Here is a 14,666-nt window from a genome sequence, read left to right as displayed (position 1 = left end):
AATGAACAAATCGAGGACATTTAACAATTGTAAGCATCTAATTTCTATATATAATTATAAGTAGAATAGAAATAATGAATTATGATACAGGATTGTTACTGGTATACAGGCAAAACCTAAAATGGATTGTTACTGTTTATTCAGGCAAAACCTAAATCGCTAAAATTTGACTTTTTCACGTCTTAAAATTTTAGTGGTTTAGGTTTTTCTTTTTTTACCGTATAGATAGTCATGTTAATTTTTTGCAGAGGAGAGGAATTGCTCATGAAACTAATTGCACTTGATTTGGACGGTACAACACTAAATTCAAAAAAAGAAATTAGTAAAGAAAACATCCGTGCTATTAAATCAGCTCAACAACAAGGACATATCGTTATGGCATTATCTGGACGACCACTGAAATCGATTCATGCAGAATTGGCTAAATACGACTTAGACTGTCCCGTTGGAGGGAATAACGGAACAGCTTTGTTTGCTGATGGGGAATTAATTGAGTTAACATCTTTGGCTCAAGCTCAAAGCAAAAAAATTGTCTTTGAAATCGAGAAGGAATTTATGCCCTATAATTTCTCTACTAATAAAGGAACGTTTGGACTTAAAAATTGGAACGAACGATATGAAAAAGTTTTATCTTCAGGACGCATACCAGAAGAATACTTCGAGAATAAACACCATAAAATGTTCACGACACCTCCTTGGGAATACGGACATATCTTATTTGAAAATTTTGAAGATATAATCAATGATAAAGAAATCACGATACAAAAATTCTTAATATTAGGACTGGATCCTGAACAGAAACACGTCTGAAGACGGTATTGGAATCTATCGAAAAAACCTATGTTACATCCTCATCCCCCTTTAATCTTGAAGTCATGCACATTAATGGAAATAAAGGAAACGGTCTTAAAGTAATGGCTCGTTATTTCCAAATACCAATAGAAGACACAGTGGCTATTGGAGATGAAAACAATGATATTCCGATGTTAAGGCAGCCAGCTTGTCTATTGCAATGGGAAATGCAGCTGAAGAAGTCAAAAAACATAGTGACATTGTTACATTAACCAATGATGAACATGGCGTGGCTTACGCGATTGAAAAATATATTTTTAAAAGTTAACTAGAATAAAATGATCTGTTGTTCAGGAGCATGATTTGTGAGGTCAAAGGAGGACTTTCAGTTGTATTTACGGTTAAAAAACCTTTTTGCGATCCAAGGATATAGTTTATTCGTCATTTTTATGCTGCTGGTCGGTATCGGAATTTTTATTACAATGCCGTATTTATCCTTGTATTCTACAGAAGAGTTTGGGATGAGTACGGGAGCCTTCGGTGTTTTTATGGCAGTAAGTTCTTTAAGCGGCGTGGTGGTAAACTCGCAGATCGCTAAACGTTCGGATAACGGGCTAGACCGAAGATGGATTATTATTTTAGCCATGCTCTCATCTGCTTTGGGCTATGCTTCGTACTTAGTGCTTGATAACTTCTTTTTTCTGTTGATTGCTGTCACTTTTTTTAATGGATTAGGGGCTGCTGCCATGCCGCAAATCTACGCTAGTGCACAGGAATCCGCAAATGAAAGTAAATCCGATGACAAGACGTTTGCTATGTCTACATTACGTTCACTTGTATCCCTTGGATTTTTAATCGGTCCATTGGGAGGGACATTCATTTTAAGTTTCTATGGATACAATGGACTCTTTCTAGGGACAACTGCCATCTTTATTATTATTGCATCACTTGTTTTCCTATTTTTGCAAAAACGAAAAGTGGTTCTAAGCAATACTGCAAAGAGGAAAAGTACAGGAACTTCCACAATCAAAAGTAAGCTAATCAGGCATTCTTTTCTCGCTTTTATCCTTCTGTTTGCAGTTAATGCGATAAACTTTATAAACACGCCGTTATTTATTGTGAATGAACTCCATGGTACACATACTGAGGTTTGGTTGGTAGTTTAGTATTTGTGCTGGTTTGGAAATTCCCATTATGCTTGATCTGGGCGCTCTGAGTAGAAAAATTTCAAACCAATCTCTGATGATGATTGGCTGTTTTATTGCTGTTATCTATTTCACGATCTTAAGTGTGTCGACCCATTCATGGCAGATTATCGCAGCTCAACTTCTGCAGGAAGCGTTTGTGGCTATTGTCATGGGTAATGGACTTAGCTATTTCACGGATTTACTGCCTGATTCACCGGGAATGTCCGCAACTATATATTCCAATGGATCCACGATTGGAAGGATAGTGGGTAATCTGGGTGGCGGTATCATCGCCCAGTTTGCAGGTTTTCGTCATGTTAATTGGGTATGTCTGGTACTAGTGATTTTCGCGTTTTTAATTCTATGGAGAATAAGAACACAACAGGAAATGGAAGTGACCGCAGGACATTCTCAGTCCGTGTAGGAGCAATCATTTATTTAATATTAGCCAAAAGAATCCAAGCAAAAAATCCCCTTTCGAGGGGATTTTTGTATAATGTAAATACCTATTAATAATTAAAACACTAAAAAAGGGGTATTGACAAAAATATTTATAAGCATTAAAATTATCTCATATTCAAGATATTTAATTTCAAGATTTATTAGGAGGTGAAACGAGTTATATAGACGAAAAGTCTGTCCAGATGACCTCCAGTCAACTTTTTTTAAAACAATATCTCGAATTCGAGATAAAAACAATAAGGAGGAAATTAAGATGATAAATATTGGTTTATTAATCATTCGTTTGGTAATTGGTGTATTATTCATTGGTCACGGTGCTCAAAAATTGTTTGGTTGGTTTGGTGGTTATGGTTTAAAAGGTACAGGAGGCTGGTTTGATTCCATTGGTATGAAACCTGGGGTTACAATGGCTCTTTTCGCAGGTTTAACAGAGCTTATTGGAGGAATTTTGTTTACATTAGGACTTCTTACTCCACTTGCAGGAATTATGATTGCAGGGACCATGGTAATGGCGATCGTTAAAGTGCATGCTCCAAACGGATTATGGTCAACAGCTAATGGATATGAATATAACCTAACTCTACTTGCAGTTGCTATTGGTTTAGCTTTAATCGGTCCGGGTCAATATGCACTGGATGCATTTTTATTCTAAAATATCTCGAAATAGAGATTCTTAAATTAAAATAAATTTTATGAGACTTTAAAATCATAAGGAAGAACAAAATAAGGAATCAATGTCCTTTATTTAACTATATTTAATATGAAGAGGGAGAGTTGAAAAATGAGCAAAAAGATTATGGGTATTCACCATATCACTGCAATTGTCGGTCATCCGCAAGAGAACGTAGATTTCTATGCAGGAGTGTTGGGTTTGCGTTTAGTCAAGCAAACTGTCAATTTTGATGATCCAGGTACTTATCACCTTTATTTTGGGAATGAAGGTGGGAAGCCAGGAACAATTATTACCTTCTTTCCATGGGCAGGAGCTCATCAAGGAATTATTGGTGACGGTCAAGTAGGTGTCACATCCTATGTTGTTCCAAAAGGGGCTTTTGTATTTTGGGAACAAAGACTAGAAAAGTTCAAGATTCCTTTTACTAAAATGGAACGCTTTGGAGAGCAATATTTAGAATTTGATGACCCACATGGACTTCACTTGGAAATTGTTGAAAGAGAAGAAGGAGAAGTTAATTCATGGACTTTTGGAGAGGTAACACCTGAGGTTGCCATCAAAGGGTTTGGTGGAGCTACCCTATTATCAACCCAACCTAACAAAACCGGTGACTTGTTAGAAAATGTAATGGGACTTGAATTAGTGGGTAAGGAAGAAGATTTCGCTCGATATCATTCCACTGCTGATATTGGAAACGTTATTGACCTTAAATTAACTCCGATTGGGCGCGGACAAATGGGTGTAGGTACAGTCCACCACATTGCATGGCGTGCTATTGATGACGAAGATCAACTGGATTGGAAAAAACATGTTTCAGCGAATGGATATGGTGTCACTCCTGTAAAGGACAGAAATTATTTTAATGCTATTTACTTCAGAGAGCATGGGGAAATTTTATTTGAAATTGCAACTGATCCTCCAGGATTCGCACATGATGAATCACAAGAGACAATGGGTAAAAAGTTGATGTTACCTGAACAATATGAAGCACATAGAGCACAAATTGAACAGGGCTTGCTTCCATTTGATGTAAAAGTACTAGACTGATTTTACGAAAGGGAATGATTTCTTTGCTTCCGATTGATCCAGCTTCCATGTCTGAAAGAGAAAATTATAAATTTTTAATAGGTAGTATTATACCTAGGCCGATTGCTTTCGTCACAACGATTTCAAAAGACGGCGTTTTAAATGGAGCTCCATTTAGTTATTTTAATATCATCTCAGCTAATCCCCCGATGATTTCTTTATCTATTCAGCGCTCAGCGGGGAGACTAAAGGATTCAGCGAGAAATATTATCGAGTCTAAGGAATTTGTCATTCATATTGTTGACGAACATAATGTTGAAAAAATTAATAAAACAGCTGCAAGCCTTCCACCTGATCAAAGTGAGATAGAGTTAGCTAACTTAACTCCCGTAGACAGTGTTAAGATTTCTGTTCCTGGTGTTAAGGAAGCGAAAATTCGAATGGAATGTTCATTAGAGCATTCCTTAGAATTGGGAGGCTCGGATACACCAGGTTGTGATTTTATTATAGGAAAAGTTGTTCAATTTCATATTGAAAATGATATTTATGAAAATGGAAGGATAGATCCAAGGGGCTTAGCAGCTGTAAGCAGATTGGCTGGTAATAACTATGCGAAAATCGGTGAGATTTTTGAAATAGAAAGACCTAAATGAATTCTCTAAAAATTTAATAACGAGCTGCTGCGGCAGCTCACTATTCTTGTTCCACCCACTACGCAGTTTAATTCAATAAAAGGTTATTGACAAAAAACTTTATATGTAATATTATTATCTCAGATTCAAGATAATTTAATCCAAGATTTTTAAGGAGGGAAAATGGAGAGGAAATGCAATAATTTGCTCTTTCTAATTTTAAAACAAACATCAAAAGCAATTCATGATCGAATAGAGGAAGTAAGGAATAAAGTTTAAACATTCATTTTTTTTATTATATTATCTCGAATTCGAGATAAATAACATTTGGGAGGATTTAGAGATGATAAATATCGGTTTATTAATCATTCGTTTGGTAATTGGTTTACTATTTGTGGGTCACGGAGTTCAAAAATTGTTTGGTTGGTTCGGCGGCTATGGGTTGAAAGGAACCGGTGGCTGGTTTGAATCCATTGGCATGAAACCTGGGGTAACCATGGCTTTATTCGCAGGATTGGCAGAACTTATTGGGGGACTTTTGTTTGCTTTAGGACTATTAACACCACTTGCAGGAATAATAATTGCAGGAACTATGGTAATGGCTATCGTAAAAGTGCATGCTCCAAACGGATTATGGTCAACAGCCAATGGATATGAATATAACCTAACTTTACTTGCAGTTGCTATTGGTGTAGCTCTAATCGGTCCCGGTCAATATGCTTTAGATGCATTTATATTCTAAAATATCTGGTCTTTTTTGAAACGATTTTACTATTACATGCGAGCTTAATTATCGAAGGAGTGATTAAGAGATGGAACTCTTAGGACTACATCATGTATCAATATTAACAGGAAAAGCGGAAAAAAATTATGAATTTTATACAAAAATTCTAGGAATGAGATTGGTAAAGAAAACTGTTAACCAAGATAATACAGAATCCTATCATCTTTTCTATGCTGACGCGGAAGGAACTCCTGGAACGGAGGTTACGTTTTTTGACATTCCTAACCTTGGGAAAACATACAGGGGGACTTCAGATATTTCTACTGTGTCATTAAGGGTTAGAAATTCTGATGCATTGATATTTTGGAAAGAACGTTTTAAACAATTTGAGGTTGAACATGATGATATTCAAAATAGAGCAAATCGTGATACATTAGCTTTCAGAGATTTCGAGGGGACTCGCTTAATCCTGGTAGCCGATAACAGTGAAAAAGGTGTGAGAGCTGGGATTCCATGGCAAAGGAATGACATTCCACTAGAACATGCCATTATTGGTTTAGGACCTGTAACCCTTACAGTCGCAATTGCAGAACCAACGATCGGTGTGTTAACAGAGGTTATGGGTTTTCGATTTGTCGGGTCCTATCCGTCACCTGAAGGTGATTATCCTGATATATCGGTTTATGCAACTGGTGAAGGCGGCAGTGGTGCGGAGGTTCATATTGAAACAAGGCCCGAATTGCCAAGAGTCCGCTTAGGTCGTGGAGGTGTTCACCATGTTGCTTTCCGTGTTCCGAATGAAGAAGAATATAATCAATGGGCCAAGCGTTTGAAAGAAAACAGGTTACCGAATTCAGGGAAAGTGGAACGGTATTATTTCAAGGCATTATATTTCAGGGAACCCAATGGGATATTATTCGAATTATCAACGGATACACCAGGATTTGCGACAGATGAACCAATGGAAACCATGGGAGAAAAACTAGCACTTCCACCATTTTTGGAACCAAAACGAGAAGAGATCGAAGAAAAATTACGACCATTGAACTTAAATTAAATCGGCAGTTGCGATTGTTTTCAGTGTTCTAACTCGATTTGTTAATATGCCAGTATAAATGAAGCAGGTCTTAGATAAAAAGCGAATCAATGATAACAAATTTAGCCAATCGACAATGATCGATTGGCTTTTTTACCTATTTTTTGTGGCGCCGGTATAAACGTTTAGCATATTATGGAGATTTGTTATTTTAATTGGAGCGGGAATCATAATGGAGAATTCCCAACTTTAGATGAAGGGAGAAAAAGCCTTGAATGAAAAGAAAGAAGTTGGAGAAAAAGCTCTTGAATATGTGAAAGACGGCATGGTAGTTGGTCTCGGTACAGGTTCCACTGTATTTTACTCCATCACTAAGCTTGGACAGTTAGTCAAGCAGGGATTTTCAATTAAAGGAGTTCCTACTTCTGAACAAACGAAACAATTAGCGATAAAACTTGGCATACCACTTGTGTCGTTCAATGAGATTGAGCAAATTGATGTCACGATTGACGGAGCAGATGAGGTAGATCCTGAGTTAAATCTCATTAAAGGCGGCGGAGGTGCTCTTTTAAGAGAGAAAATTATCGCGAATGCAGCTAAAACTTTCATTGTCGTTGCCGACTCTGATAAAAATGTAGATACATTAGGAACTTTTCCACTGCCGATAGAAGTGGTTCCATTTGGTTATGAAATGACAGTAAAACATATCAGGGAACTTGGAGGCAGTCCGAAGCTGAGACAAAAAGAGGGGACCCCTTATCTAACAGATAACGGTAACTATATTATAGACAGCAGTTTTCAAGAAATTTCACATCCAGGAGAATTAGAGAAAAACCTGAACCACATACCAGGTGTAGTTGATAACGGATTATTTGTAGGAATGGCAGATATTGTTATTACTATTAAAGAGAAAAAGCTTGCAACGATAGTCCGAAGGTAGAAAATGGGAGAAATCAGAATACGAACTTGGGGGGATTAATAATGGAGTCAATGACCTTTGTCTTATTTGGAGCAACTGGGGATTTAGCAAAAAGAAAGATCTTCCCAGCTTTATACAACTTGTATGTTGATCAAAAGTTACCGCAGTCCATATCTATTATTGGGCTCGGTAGAGGGGATCTTTCCCATTCAAATTTTCAAGAAAAAGTGAAAGACTCTATATTAGACTTTTCACGGCGCTTAGAACATGAGGCAGCAAATCTGGGGGGATTTTTAGAATACTTCCGCTACGGTAAATTAGATGTAACACGTAAAGAAGATTATCAACAACTACTTCAATTAGTGAAGCAGCGGGAAGAAGATCTTGATATAGAAGAAAATCGGATGTTTTATCTTTCAGTGGCACCAGAATTTTTTGACACGATTGCCTTTAACATAAAAAATAGCGGCCTTGGTCAGACAACTGGCTGGAAAAGATTAATCATTGAAAAGCCTTTTGGTCATGACCTCCAATCTGCACGTGAACTCAATAAAAAACTCAGCCGTGCATTTGAGGAAGAAGAAATTTACCGAATCGACCATTACTTAGGCAAACCAATGGTTCAGAACCTGGAAGCCTTGGCTTTTGCAAACCCCATACTACAGTCGGTTTGGAATAATGACCATATTGCAAATGTCCAAATAACTGCGAGTGAAACCGTAGGGGTTGAGAAGAGGGCGGGTTATTACGACCAAGCAGGAGCAATCCGTGATATGGTTCAAAACCATATGCTGCAAATTTTGATGATGACAGCCATGGATAAGCCTAAAAAAATTAACGCAGCGGAAATTAGAATTCAGAAGCGGAGGGTCATGGAGTCTCTTCGCCCCGTAAAAGTAAATGATATCCCATACGATATTGTTCGCGGCCAATACATTTCAGGTGAGGTAAATAATCAAAAAGTTCCAAGTTATAGAGAAGAGCCTGGAGTAAATCCTTTTTCCACGACTGATACATTTGTCGCTGCCCGTTTGTGGATTGACCATCCATTATGGGCTGGAGTTCCCTTTTACATTCGTACAGGAAAAAGAATGAAGGAAAAATCAACGCGGATTGTCATTGAATTTAAAAATAAGGAAAACCAACCATACAAAAAGAATCAAATCGATCCTAATTTATTAATTATTGAAATTAATCCCAATGAAAATATCTCTTTCCAATTAAACAGCAAAAACCCATTAAAAGATGGAAAGGTTACTCCTATTAGAATTGATTTTTCAAATGATCAAATAGGATTGGGAGTACCTGAAGCGTATGAAAGACTAATCTATGATGCTGTTAACGGGGATTCTACCTTCTTTGCTCATTGGAAAGAAGTTGAGTTGTCATGGGAATGGGTACAGCCAATTCTTAATGCATTTGAGGGGAATATTGTACCGCTCCATAAATATCAATCAGGTTCGTATGGTCCTGAAGCTTCTGATTCCTTGCTATTGGAAAATGGCTTTAAATGGTGGCTTGATGAAAAGTTTCAAGAAAAAAAGGACACTGTACTACACATCTAAGATAATCTGGAGGGAAAAACAATGTCTCAAAACTCAATTGAGACAATTGGTGTTTCAGGTAATGGAACAGCAGTCCTGAAGCAGTTTGATGTAGTAAATATTGCGAAAAGTGTCTTACACATTCCTAGGTAGATTATTATAGGAACAAAAAAATTATTTTACAACATTGGAGGAGAACATAATGAAGGTAGGACTTATTGGTTTAGGGAAAATGGGATTAAACTTAGGGCAAAATTTAATGGATCACCATCACGAAGTGGTTGCATTTGATGTAAATCCAAGTGCAGTTGCAAATTTGAAACAATATGGAGCAACTGGTGTATCAAGTTATAAAGAACTTCTCCAGTCCTTGGAACATCCAAGAATTGTCTGGATCATGGTCCCTCATGCAGTGGTTGATTCTGTTATAGGTGCAATCTTACCTTATTTGGAAAAAGGCGATATTGTCGTTGAAGCAGGTAATTCCCACTATAAAGAATCGATTCAACGCTATAACGAATTAAAGGAAATTGGCGTGAGATTCATGGATGCGGGTACTTCAGGCGGTATGGAAGGTGCTCGAAATGGAGCTTGTTATATGATTGGCGGTGATCCAGAAGCATGGGAAGTGGTGGAACCCCTTTTCAAGGATACAGCTGTGGAAAATGGTTTCTTATATGCCGGCAAAGCTGGAAGCGGGCACTTCTTAAAAATGGTTCATAATGGAATTGAGTATGCGATGATGGCTGCCATTGGAGAAGGTTTTGAAGTGCTTGAGAAAAGCGAATTTGATTTTGATTACGAAAAGGTCGCACGTGTTTGGAATAATGGATCCGTTATTCGTTCATGGCTGATGGAATTAACAGAAAATGCTTTCTCAAAATATCCAAATTTGGATGAAATTAAAGGGATTATGCATTCCTCAGGTGAAGGAAAATGGACTGTAGAGGCAGCATTAGACCTCAAAACAGCAACCCCGGTCATTGCTATGTCATTATTAATGCGTTATCGCTCTTTAGAAGATGATACCTTTACTGGAAAAGTGGTAGCAGCACTGAGAAATGAATTTGGCGGACATACAGTCGAAAAGAACAAATAAATACTTTATAAAAAAATTGGAGGAAAACGATTATGAAATTTTTTATCGATACTGCAAACCTAGAAGAAATCAAAAAGGCTTATAAAATTGGTGTGTTATCAGGTGTTACAACTAACCCTTCATTAGTTGCTAAAGAAGGCGTAAAATTCGAAGATCGTATTGCAGAAATCTTAAATGCCGTTCCAGAAGTGGAGTCAGTTTCAGCTGAGGTAACACCTAATGCGTTATCTGCTGATCAAATGATGGCAGAAGCAGATGAGCTTATTAAAATTAAAGGCGGCGATAAGAATATTACCATCAAACTTCCAATGACACTTGATGGACTAGAGGCTTGCCGCTATTTAACTAAAAAAGGTGTTAAAACCAACGTTACCCTGATTTTTAGTGTGAACCAGGCATTGTTGGCGGCACGTGCAGGAGCTACGTATGTTTCACCGTTCTTAGGACGTTTAGATGATATTAATGAAGATGGTGTAGAACTGGTAGCAAAAATTGCCGAGATGTTTCGCGTTCAAAACTTGGATGCGCAGATCATTGCCGCATCTGTCCGCCACCCTGACCATGTAACCCGTGTGGCAATGGCTGGAGCTCATATTGCAACCATTCCATTCAAGGTTATTGAGCAATTATCAAAACATCCTTTAACGGATCAAGGTCTTGAAAAATTTGCAGCTGACTGGAAAACTGTCTAAAGATTATTGAAAACTGAAGGACGTTATCACCTATACTGGCTAGGTTAGGAAGTAATGCCGTTACACATTGTCAATCAAGGATAGAGGAGAATTATTTAGCTGGCAAGACTATGGACTTTGTGAATAAGAATGCAGCACAGGGTACGGTTCTAGCTCATGTGGATGGAGAAGTTCCTAACCTGTCTGTGGAGCTGGATTAATTAAATGAATATACCTTCGGTGAAATGGTTTATTTTTTCGAAAAAGCATGTGGAATCAGCGGCTTGCTCATGGGAGTAAATCCTTTTGACCAGCCAGGTGTAGAAGCGTATAAGAAGAATATGATTGCACTCCTAGGAAAACTAGGATACGAAGCAGAAAGAGAAGAATTACAAAAACGCATATCTAAATAATAGGCTGACATTTAAATGGAAGGTGATCAGGAAAATTAACATAAAAAAAGACGATGATTCCTTTTCCAGGTGTACAAGGAAAGGAAAGGAATTATCGTCTTTCATATTTTAACGAGCTTCCTCGTTTTTACCATACATGACGATTATTTAAAATTGATTTTTCCACTTTCAGCGATAGGATTAAAACCTTTCCTAATCGATTTTTCTATCATGTGCTGATATCCGTAAATGACGATTGCGAAACCAACGCATATCAAATACCAACGAGTATGAGTCAACTTTTTTAGTTTGAATACCCCTGCTTTTTCCCACATTTCAGCATGAGGGTAAGCATTAATAACATTTAACACCATATTTGTTAGTAAGTATTTTGAAAATTTGCCATAGGTAAATTTAAATATCCAAAGTGTTGCTACAAAAAACGGACCCATTATATAAGTAAAATCTACAAGACCTGGAGATAGCGGATTTTTGAAATATATTCCTGAAAATTAACAACCACGATAGTATGCTTCTTTTTGAAAAAGGAACATTTCTTATAAAAAAAGGAGAAAAGCCTGTTAATTCGGGCTTTTCTCCTTTTTAAAAAAACTAAGCAATATTTTCCATTCTAATCATGAATTTTATATCTTCATTACGAATGTTTAACAATCTTTCTAGCACAGCCAGCTTGGTGGTTGCTTCCTTGACTTCATATACATTAACAACATTATCACTCTTTAGGTTACGTATCATTTCTGAGATAACCTCTTTGAAAGTTTGTGAATCAATCAATAAATAATGCATTAATTCTATTGCTGCTTCTTTTTCTTGTTTGTTTTTGATGGCAAAAATGCTTTGAACATCAGGCTCTATTACAAAAAGAGTTTGTAAATCATCTGAAATTCTTATGGTAACGTAACTTGTTTTATTTCCATAAAACTCATTATCCCTAATTCGAATTAGATCAAGTCCAACCATAAATTCATAAAAAGGATTGTTCTTATCAAGGGTACGAAACATGTTAATTTCAATGTTTGATTTTTCTTCTATAAAGATTTCTTTTTCAAATCTAGTTTGAATTACTTTTGATTCTAACATAGTCATTTTCCTTACCTCGCTTCTATAAAAATATATATATAAAAAGTAACATGTATACTTTTAGTAACCTTAATTCATTATAGTAAACATGAGATAATAAATCAACTATACTTACTTAAGATTATGATAGTATGCTCATAAATAATTTTTAATCGCCGAACTAATACTATTTCAAACAAGTATCGTTAACAAAAGAAAAGTGGAATTAAAGGCTTTTAGCTAATAGTTGGTGGAATATCTACATGGAGAGTAATTGTGATTTTTCACCGTTAAAGCAAAATTTGGAGGATGGTATTAAACATATAATTAATTTACTCGAAGCCAATTTAGATGTCCTAAGTAAAGAAAACCACTGTGTATTAGGGAGTTTAGAGGATGTAAAAGAACATCTACTAAAAATTGAATCCATGGCGGCTTCCTTTTATTTAAATTGCTATTTATCATCCTTTACTGATACATATAATGACTTATCTATCGCTGCTCAAATCCTATCGAAACAAAATCATGGTGCACTTATTATAGTTGAACGTAGTGATTCTGTTGACACCATTATCCAAAAAGGAACAACAATAGGAGCTATGGTGACACCAAAATTATTGGAAGCCATTTTTTATCCTGGAAATCCTTTACATGATGGAGCAGTTTTAATACGGGGAAATACTGTCGTCTAAGCAGCAAATGTACTTCCGCTGACAACTTTATTAACTGGAGATAAGAAAGTTGGAACACGTCACCGTGCAGCCCTAGGAATATCCGAAAAAAGCGATGCACTTGCTATTGTTGTTTCTGAAGAAACGGGTAAAATTTCATTCGCGTTAGAGGGGAAGTTATATCCAATAAACACTAGAAACCCTATCTTGTTTAATGCATGATTTAATGTGTAGTGAACCTGCTCTCCATTATGGAAAATTTAATAAAGGGGTTTTTATTAATTTGCTGTTGACAATTGGAGCAGTTCTTATATAATAAAATTATCCTTAATTCGAGATAATAAAATTCAAGATACGTTGATCTAAGATATAAGAGGAAAGCGAATTGAAAGAATGCGAACTGACCCAAAACATAATAGGGGGGAGTAAACATAATGGTAACTTTATATCTATCACCAAGTTGTACATCATGCCGAAGAGCAAAGGCTTGGTTTGATGAACATCATATTCCTTACAAAGAAAGAAACATTCTTTCTGAAAAGCTCTCAGTTGATGAGATAAAGGATATCCTTCGTTTTACAGAAGATGGCACCGATGAAATTATCTCTACAAAGTCAAAAATATTCCAAAAGTTAAATGTAAATATCGATACTATTTCACTTCGTGAATTGTATACACTTATTAAAGAGAATCCTGGGCTAATAAGAAAACCTTTAATCCTTGATGAAAAAAGATTACAAGTAGGCTTTAATGAAGAAGAGATACGGAGCTTTTTGCCGCGTAAAATGCGTGTATTCCAACTTGCTAAAGATTATAGCTTTTTTGAAGAAGCTAAATAGAAGAAAAAAGATATTAGATAATTAGTTAACCTGTTTGATAATATCTTCAATTAAAGATATATTAATTAAGGGTATTAAAACAGGAGGTCTAAATTATGGAAAGGGAATGTACAAATCAGGCTTTTTTGCTGCTAATGCAAACCTCAAAAGCCATTCAGGAACGAATAAGAGATGAAATGTCTAAAAAAAATCTTAGTATTACCGAGTTTTCTGTTTTAGAGGTGCTTTTCCACCAAGGAAAACAAACTATTCAACAAATTGGAAATAGAATCTTGATCTCCAGCGGTTCGATGACTTATGTTATCGATAAACTTGAACAAAAAGGTATCATAAAAAGAAATGACTGTAGAGAAGACAGGCGGGTTATTCATATAACCTTAACGGCTGAAGGTATGGCAATGATGGAAAACATCATGCCGAAGTATCAAGACATGATTGATTCCACTTTTGGAGATTTAACTGATGATGAACACGACTTAATGGCAAATCTTTTAAAAAAAGTTAATAACAGAGTGTAATTATTATTTTTTGATTAAAATCTCGAAATCGAGATAAATAAATAGAAGGAAAATAAAAGCTAATTATTGGTTTGGTCCTGCTTTAATAGGACATGGATAAATGTATTGGATGCTTTTTTATTCTAAAATATCTCGAATTAGATATTCATAATTTAAATATATTAATAATTTAGACAATTAATAGAGATTAAAAATATAAAAGGAGTATTTACAAAATGAGTAAGAAAACAATGGGTAGTTCAGTTTCATATTGAAAGTGAAATTTTTGAAAAAGGATGAATTGATCCTAGGGGGTTAGCAGCAGTTAGTCGATTGGCTGGGAATAATTACGCCAAAATCGGTGATATTTTTGAAATCGAACGACCTAATTAATCTCTATGTGGCCACTTTGGTGTGTTATT

At 36.1% G+C, this 14,666-nt stretch carries 16 protein-coding genes and 4 pseudogenes; 18 read left to right on the top strand and 2 right to left on the bottom strand.

Annotated elements, in window-relative coordinates:
* The first annotated feature begins 264 nt into the window (after positions 1 to 264).
* The 14 genes and pseudogenes from FS608_RS04735 to FS608_RS04670 form a co-directional block, all read left to right on the top strand.
* A complete protein-coding gene (locus FS608_RS04735) occupies positions 265 to 810 on the top strand; it encodes an HAD family hydrolase (RefSeq protein WP_186328608.1) in 546 nt (181 codons plus the stop codon).
* A gap of 8 nt (positions 811 to 818) precedes the next feature.
* Positions 819 to 1,120 (top strand): annotated as a pseudogene (locus tag FS608_RS31735) (HAD hydrolase family protein).
* 61 nt (positions 1,121 to 1,181) lie between these two features.
* Positions 1,182 to 1,958 (top strand): MFS transporter, encoded by a 777-nt coding sequence (locus tag FS608_RS31115; RefSeq protein WP_260871573.1) that lies wholly within the window; start codon positions 1,182 to 1,184, stop codon positions 1,956 to 1,958.
* 28 nt (positions 1,959 to 1,986) lie between these two features.
* Positions 1,987 to 2,403, top strand: coding sequence for an MFS transporter (locus FS608_RS31110; protein WP_260871572.1), 417 nt, complete (start codon positions 1,987 to 1,989; stop codon positions 2,401 to 2,403).
* A 291-nt stretch (positions 2,404 to 2,694) separates the two neighbouring features.
* Positions 2,695 to 3,093, top strand: coding sequence for a DoxX family protein (locus tag FS608_RS04715; protein ID WP_144548117.1), 399 nt, complete (start codon positions 2,695 to 2,697; stop codon positions 3,091 to 3,093).
* A gap of 129 nt (positions 3,094 to 3,222) precedes the next feature.
* Positions 3,223 to 4,161: a ring-cleaving dioxygenase gene (locus tag FS608_RS04710; RefSeq protein ID WP_144548116.1), complete on the top strand. Its 939-nt coding sequence runs from the start codon at positions 3,223 to 3,225 to the stop codon at positions 4,159 to 4,161.
* A 23-nt stretch (positions 4,162 to 4,184) separates the two neighbouring features.
* On the top strand, positions 4,185 to 4,793 hold the full coding sequence (locus FS608_RS04705) for a flavin reductase family protein (RefSeq protein WP_144548603.1): 609 nt from the start codon (positions 4,185 to 4,187) through the stop codon (positions 4,791 to 4,793).
* 322 nt (positions 4,794 to 5,115) lie between these two features.
* Positions 5,116 to 5,514 (top strand): DoxX family protein, encoded by a 399-nt coding sequence (locus FS608_RS04700; RefSeq protein ID WP_144548115.1) that lies wholly within the window; start codon positions 5,116 to 5,118, stop codon positions 5,512 to 5,514.
* A gap of 70 nt (positions 5,515 to 5,584) precedes the next feature.
* Positions 5,585 to 6,553, top strand: coding sequence for a ring-cleaving dioxygenase (locus FS608_RS04695; RefSeq protein ID WP_144548114.1), 969 nt, complete (start codon positions 5,585 to 5,587; stop codon positions 6,551 to 6,553).
* A gap of 250 nt (positions 6,554 to 6,803) precedes the next feature.
* The gene (gene rpiA / locus FS608_RS04690; RefSeq protein WP_144548602.1) at positions 6,804 to 7,472 is read left to right on the top strand and encodes a ribose-5-phosphate isomerase RpiA; all 669 of its coding nucleotides are present in this window, start codon (positions 6,804 to 6,806) and stop codon (positions 7,470 to 7,472) included.
* Between the two features lie 41 nt (positions 7,473 to 7,513).
* Positions 7,514 to 9,016 carry a glucose-6-phosphate dehydrogenase gene (zwf, locus tag FS608_RS04685; RefSeq protein WP_144548113.1) on the top strand — a complete coding sequence of 501 codons (1,503 nt, stop codon included), beginning with the start codon at positions 7,514 to 7,516 and terminating at the stop codon, positions 9,014 to 9,016.
* 181 nt (positions 9,017 to 9,197) lie between these two features.
* Complete coding sequence (gnd, locus tag FS608_RS04680; protein ID WP_144548112.1) at positions 9,198 to 10,094, top strand: phosphogluconate dehydrogenase (NAD(+)-dependent, decarboxylating); 897 nt, start codon at positions 9,198 to 9,200, stop codon at positions 10,092 to 10,094.
* A 32-nt stretch (positions 10,095 to 10,126) separates the two neighbouring features.
* Positions 10,127 to 10,786 carry a fructose-6-phosphate aldolase gene (fsa, locus tag FS608_RS04675; RefSeq protein WP_144548111.1) on the top strand — a complete coding sequence of 220 codons (660 nt, stop codon included), beginning with the start codon at positions 10,127 to 10,129 and terminating at the stop codon, positions 10,784 to 10,786.
* 89 nt (positions 10,787 to 10,875) lie between these two features.
* Positions 10,876 to 11,178: pseudogene (locus FS608_RS04670) on the top strand (glucose-6-phosphate isomerase); the annotation flags it as partial.
* A 143-nt stretch (positions 11,179 to 11,321) separates the two neighbouring features.
* Here FS608_RS04670 and FS608_RS30700 read toward each other — a convergent pair.
* Positions 11,322 to 11,528 carry a hypothetical protein gene (locus FS608_RS30700; RefSeq protein ID WP_144548110.1) on the bottom strand — a complete coding sequence of 69 codons (207 nt, stop codon included), beginning with the start codon at positions 11,526 to 11,528 and terminating at the stop codon, positions 11,322 to 11,324.
* 241 nt (positions 11,529 to 11,769) lie between these two features.
* Positions 11,770 to 12,264: a hypothetical protein gene (locus tag FS608_RS04660; protein WP_144548109.1), complete on the bottom strand. Its 495-nt coding sequence runs from the start codon at positions 12,262 to 12,264 to the stop codon at positions 11,770 to 11,772.
* Positions 12,265 to 12,500: 236 nt separating this feature from the next.
* On the opposite strand from FS608_RS04660, the pseudogene cdaS reads away from it, so the two are divergent.
* The 4 genes and pseudogenes from cdaS to FS608_RS31105 all read left to right on the top strand — a co-directional run.
* Positions 12,501 to 13,130: pseudogene (gene cdaS, locus FS608_RS04655) on the top strand (sporulation-specific diadenylate cyclase CdaS).
* A 212-nt stretch (positions 13,131 to 13,342) separates the two neighbouring features.
* Positions 13,343 to 13,747 (top strand): transcriptional regulator SpxA, encoded by a 405-nt coding sequence (spxA, locus tag FS608_RS04650; RefSeq protein WP_144548108.1) that lies wholly within the window; start codon positions 13,343 to 13,345, stop codon positions 13,745 to 13,747.
* Positions 13,748 to 13,842: 95 nt separating this feature from the next.
* Entirely contained in the window at positions 13,843 to 14,265 is a 423-nt protein-coding gene (locus FS608_RS04645; protein ID WP_144548107.1) for a MarR family winged helix-turn-helix transcriptional regulator, read from the top strand.
* A 234-nt stretch (positions 14,266 to 14,499) separates the two neighbouring features.
* A pseudogene (locus tag FS608_RS31105) lies at positions 14,500 to 14,637 on the top strand (flavin reductase family protein); the annotation flags it as partial.
* Between the last annotated feature and the right edge of the window lie 29 nt (positions 14,638 to 14,666).

Source organism: Bacillus sp. X1(2014) (assembly GCF_007678255.1).
Note: the sequence above shows the minus strand (reverse complement) of the source record. Positions and strands in the feature narration are given on the sequence as shown.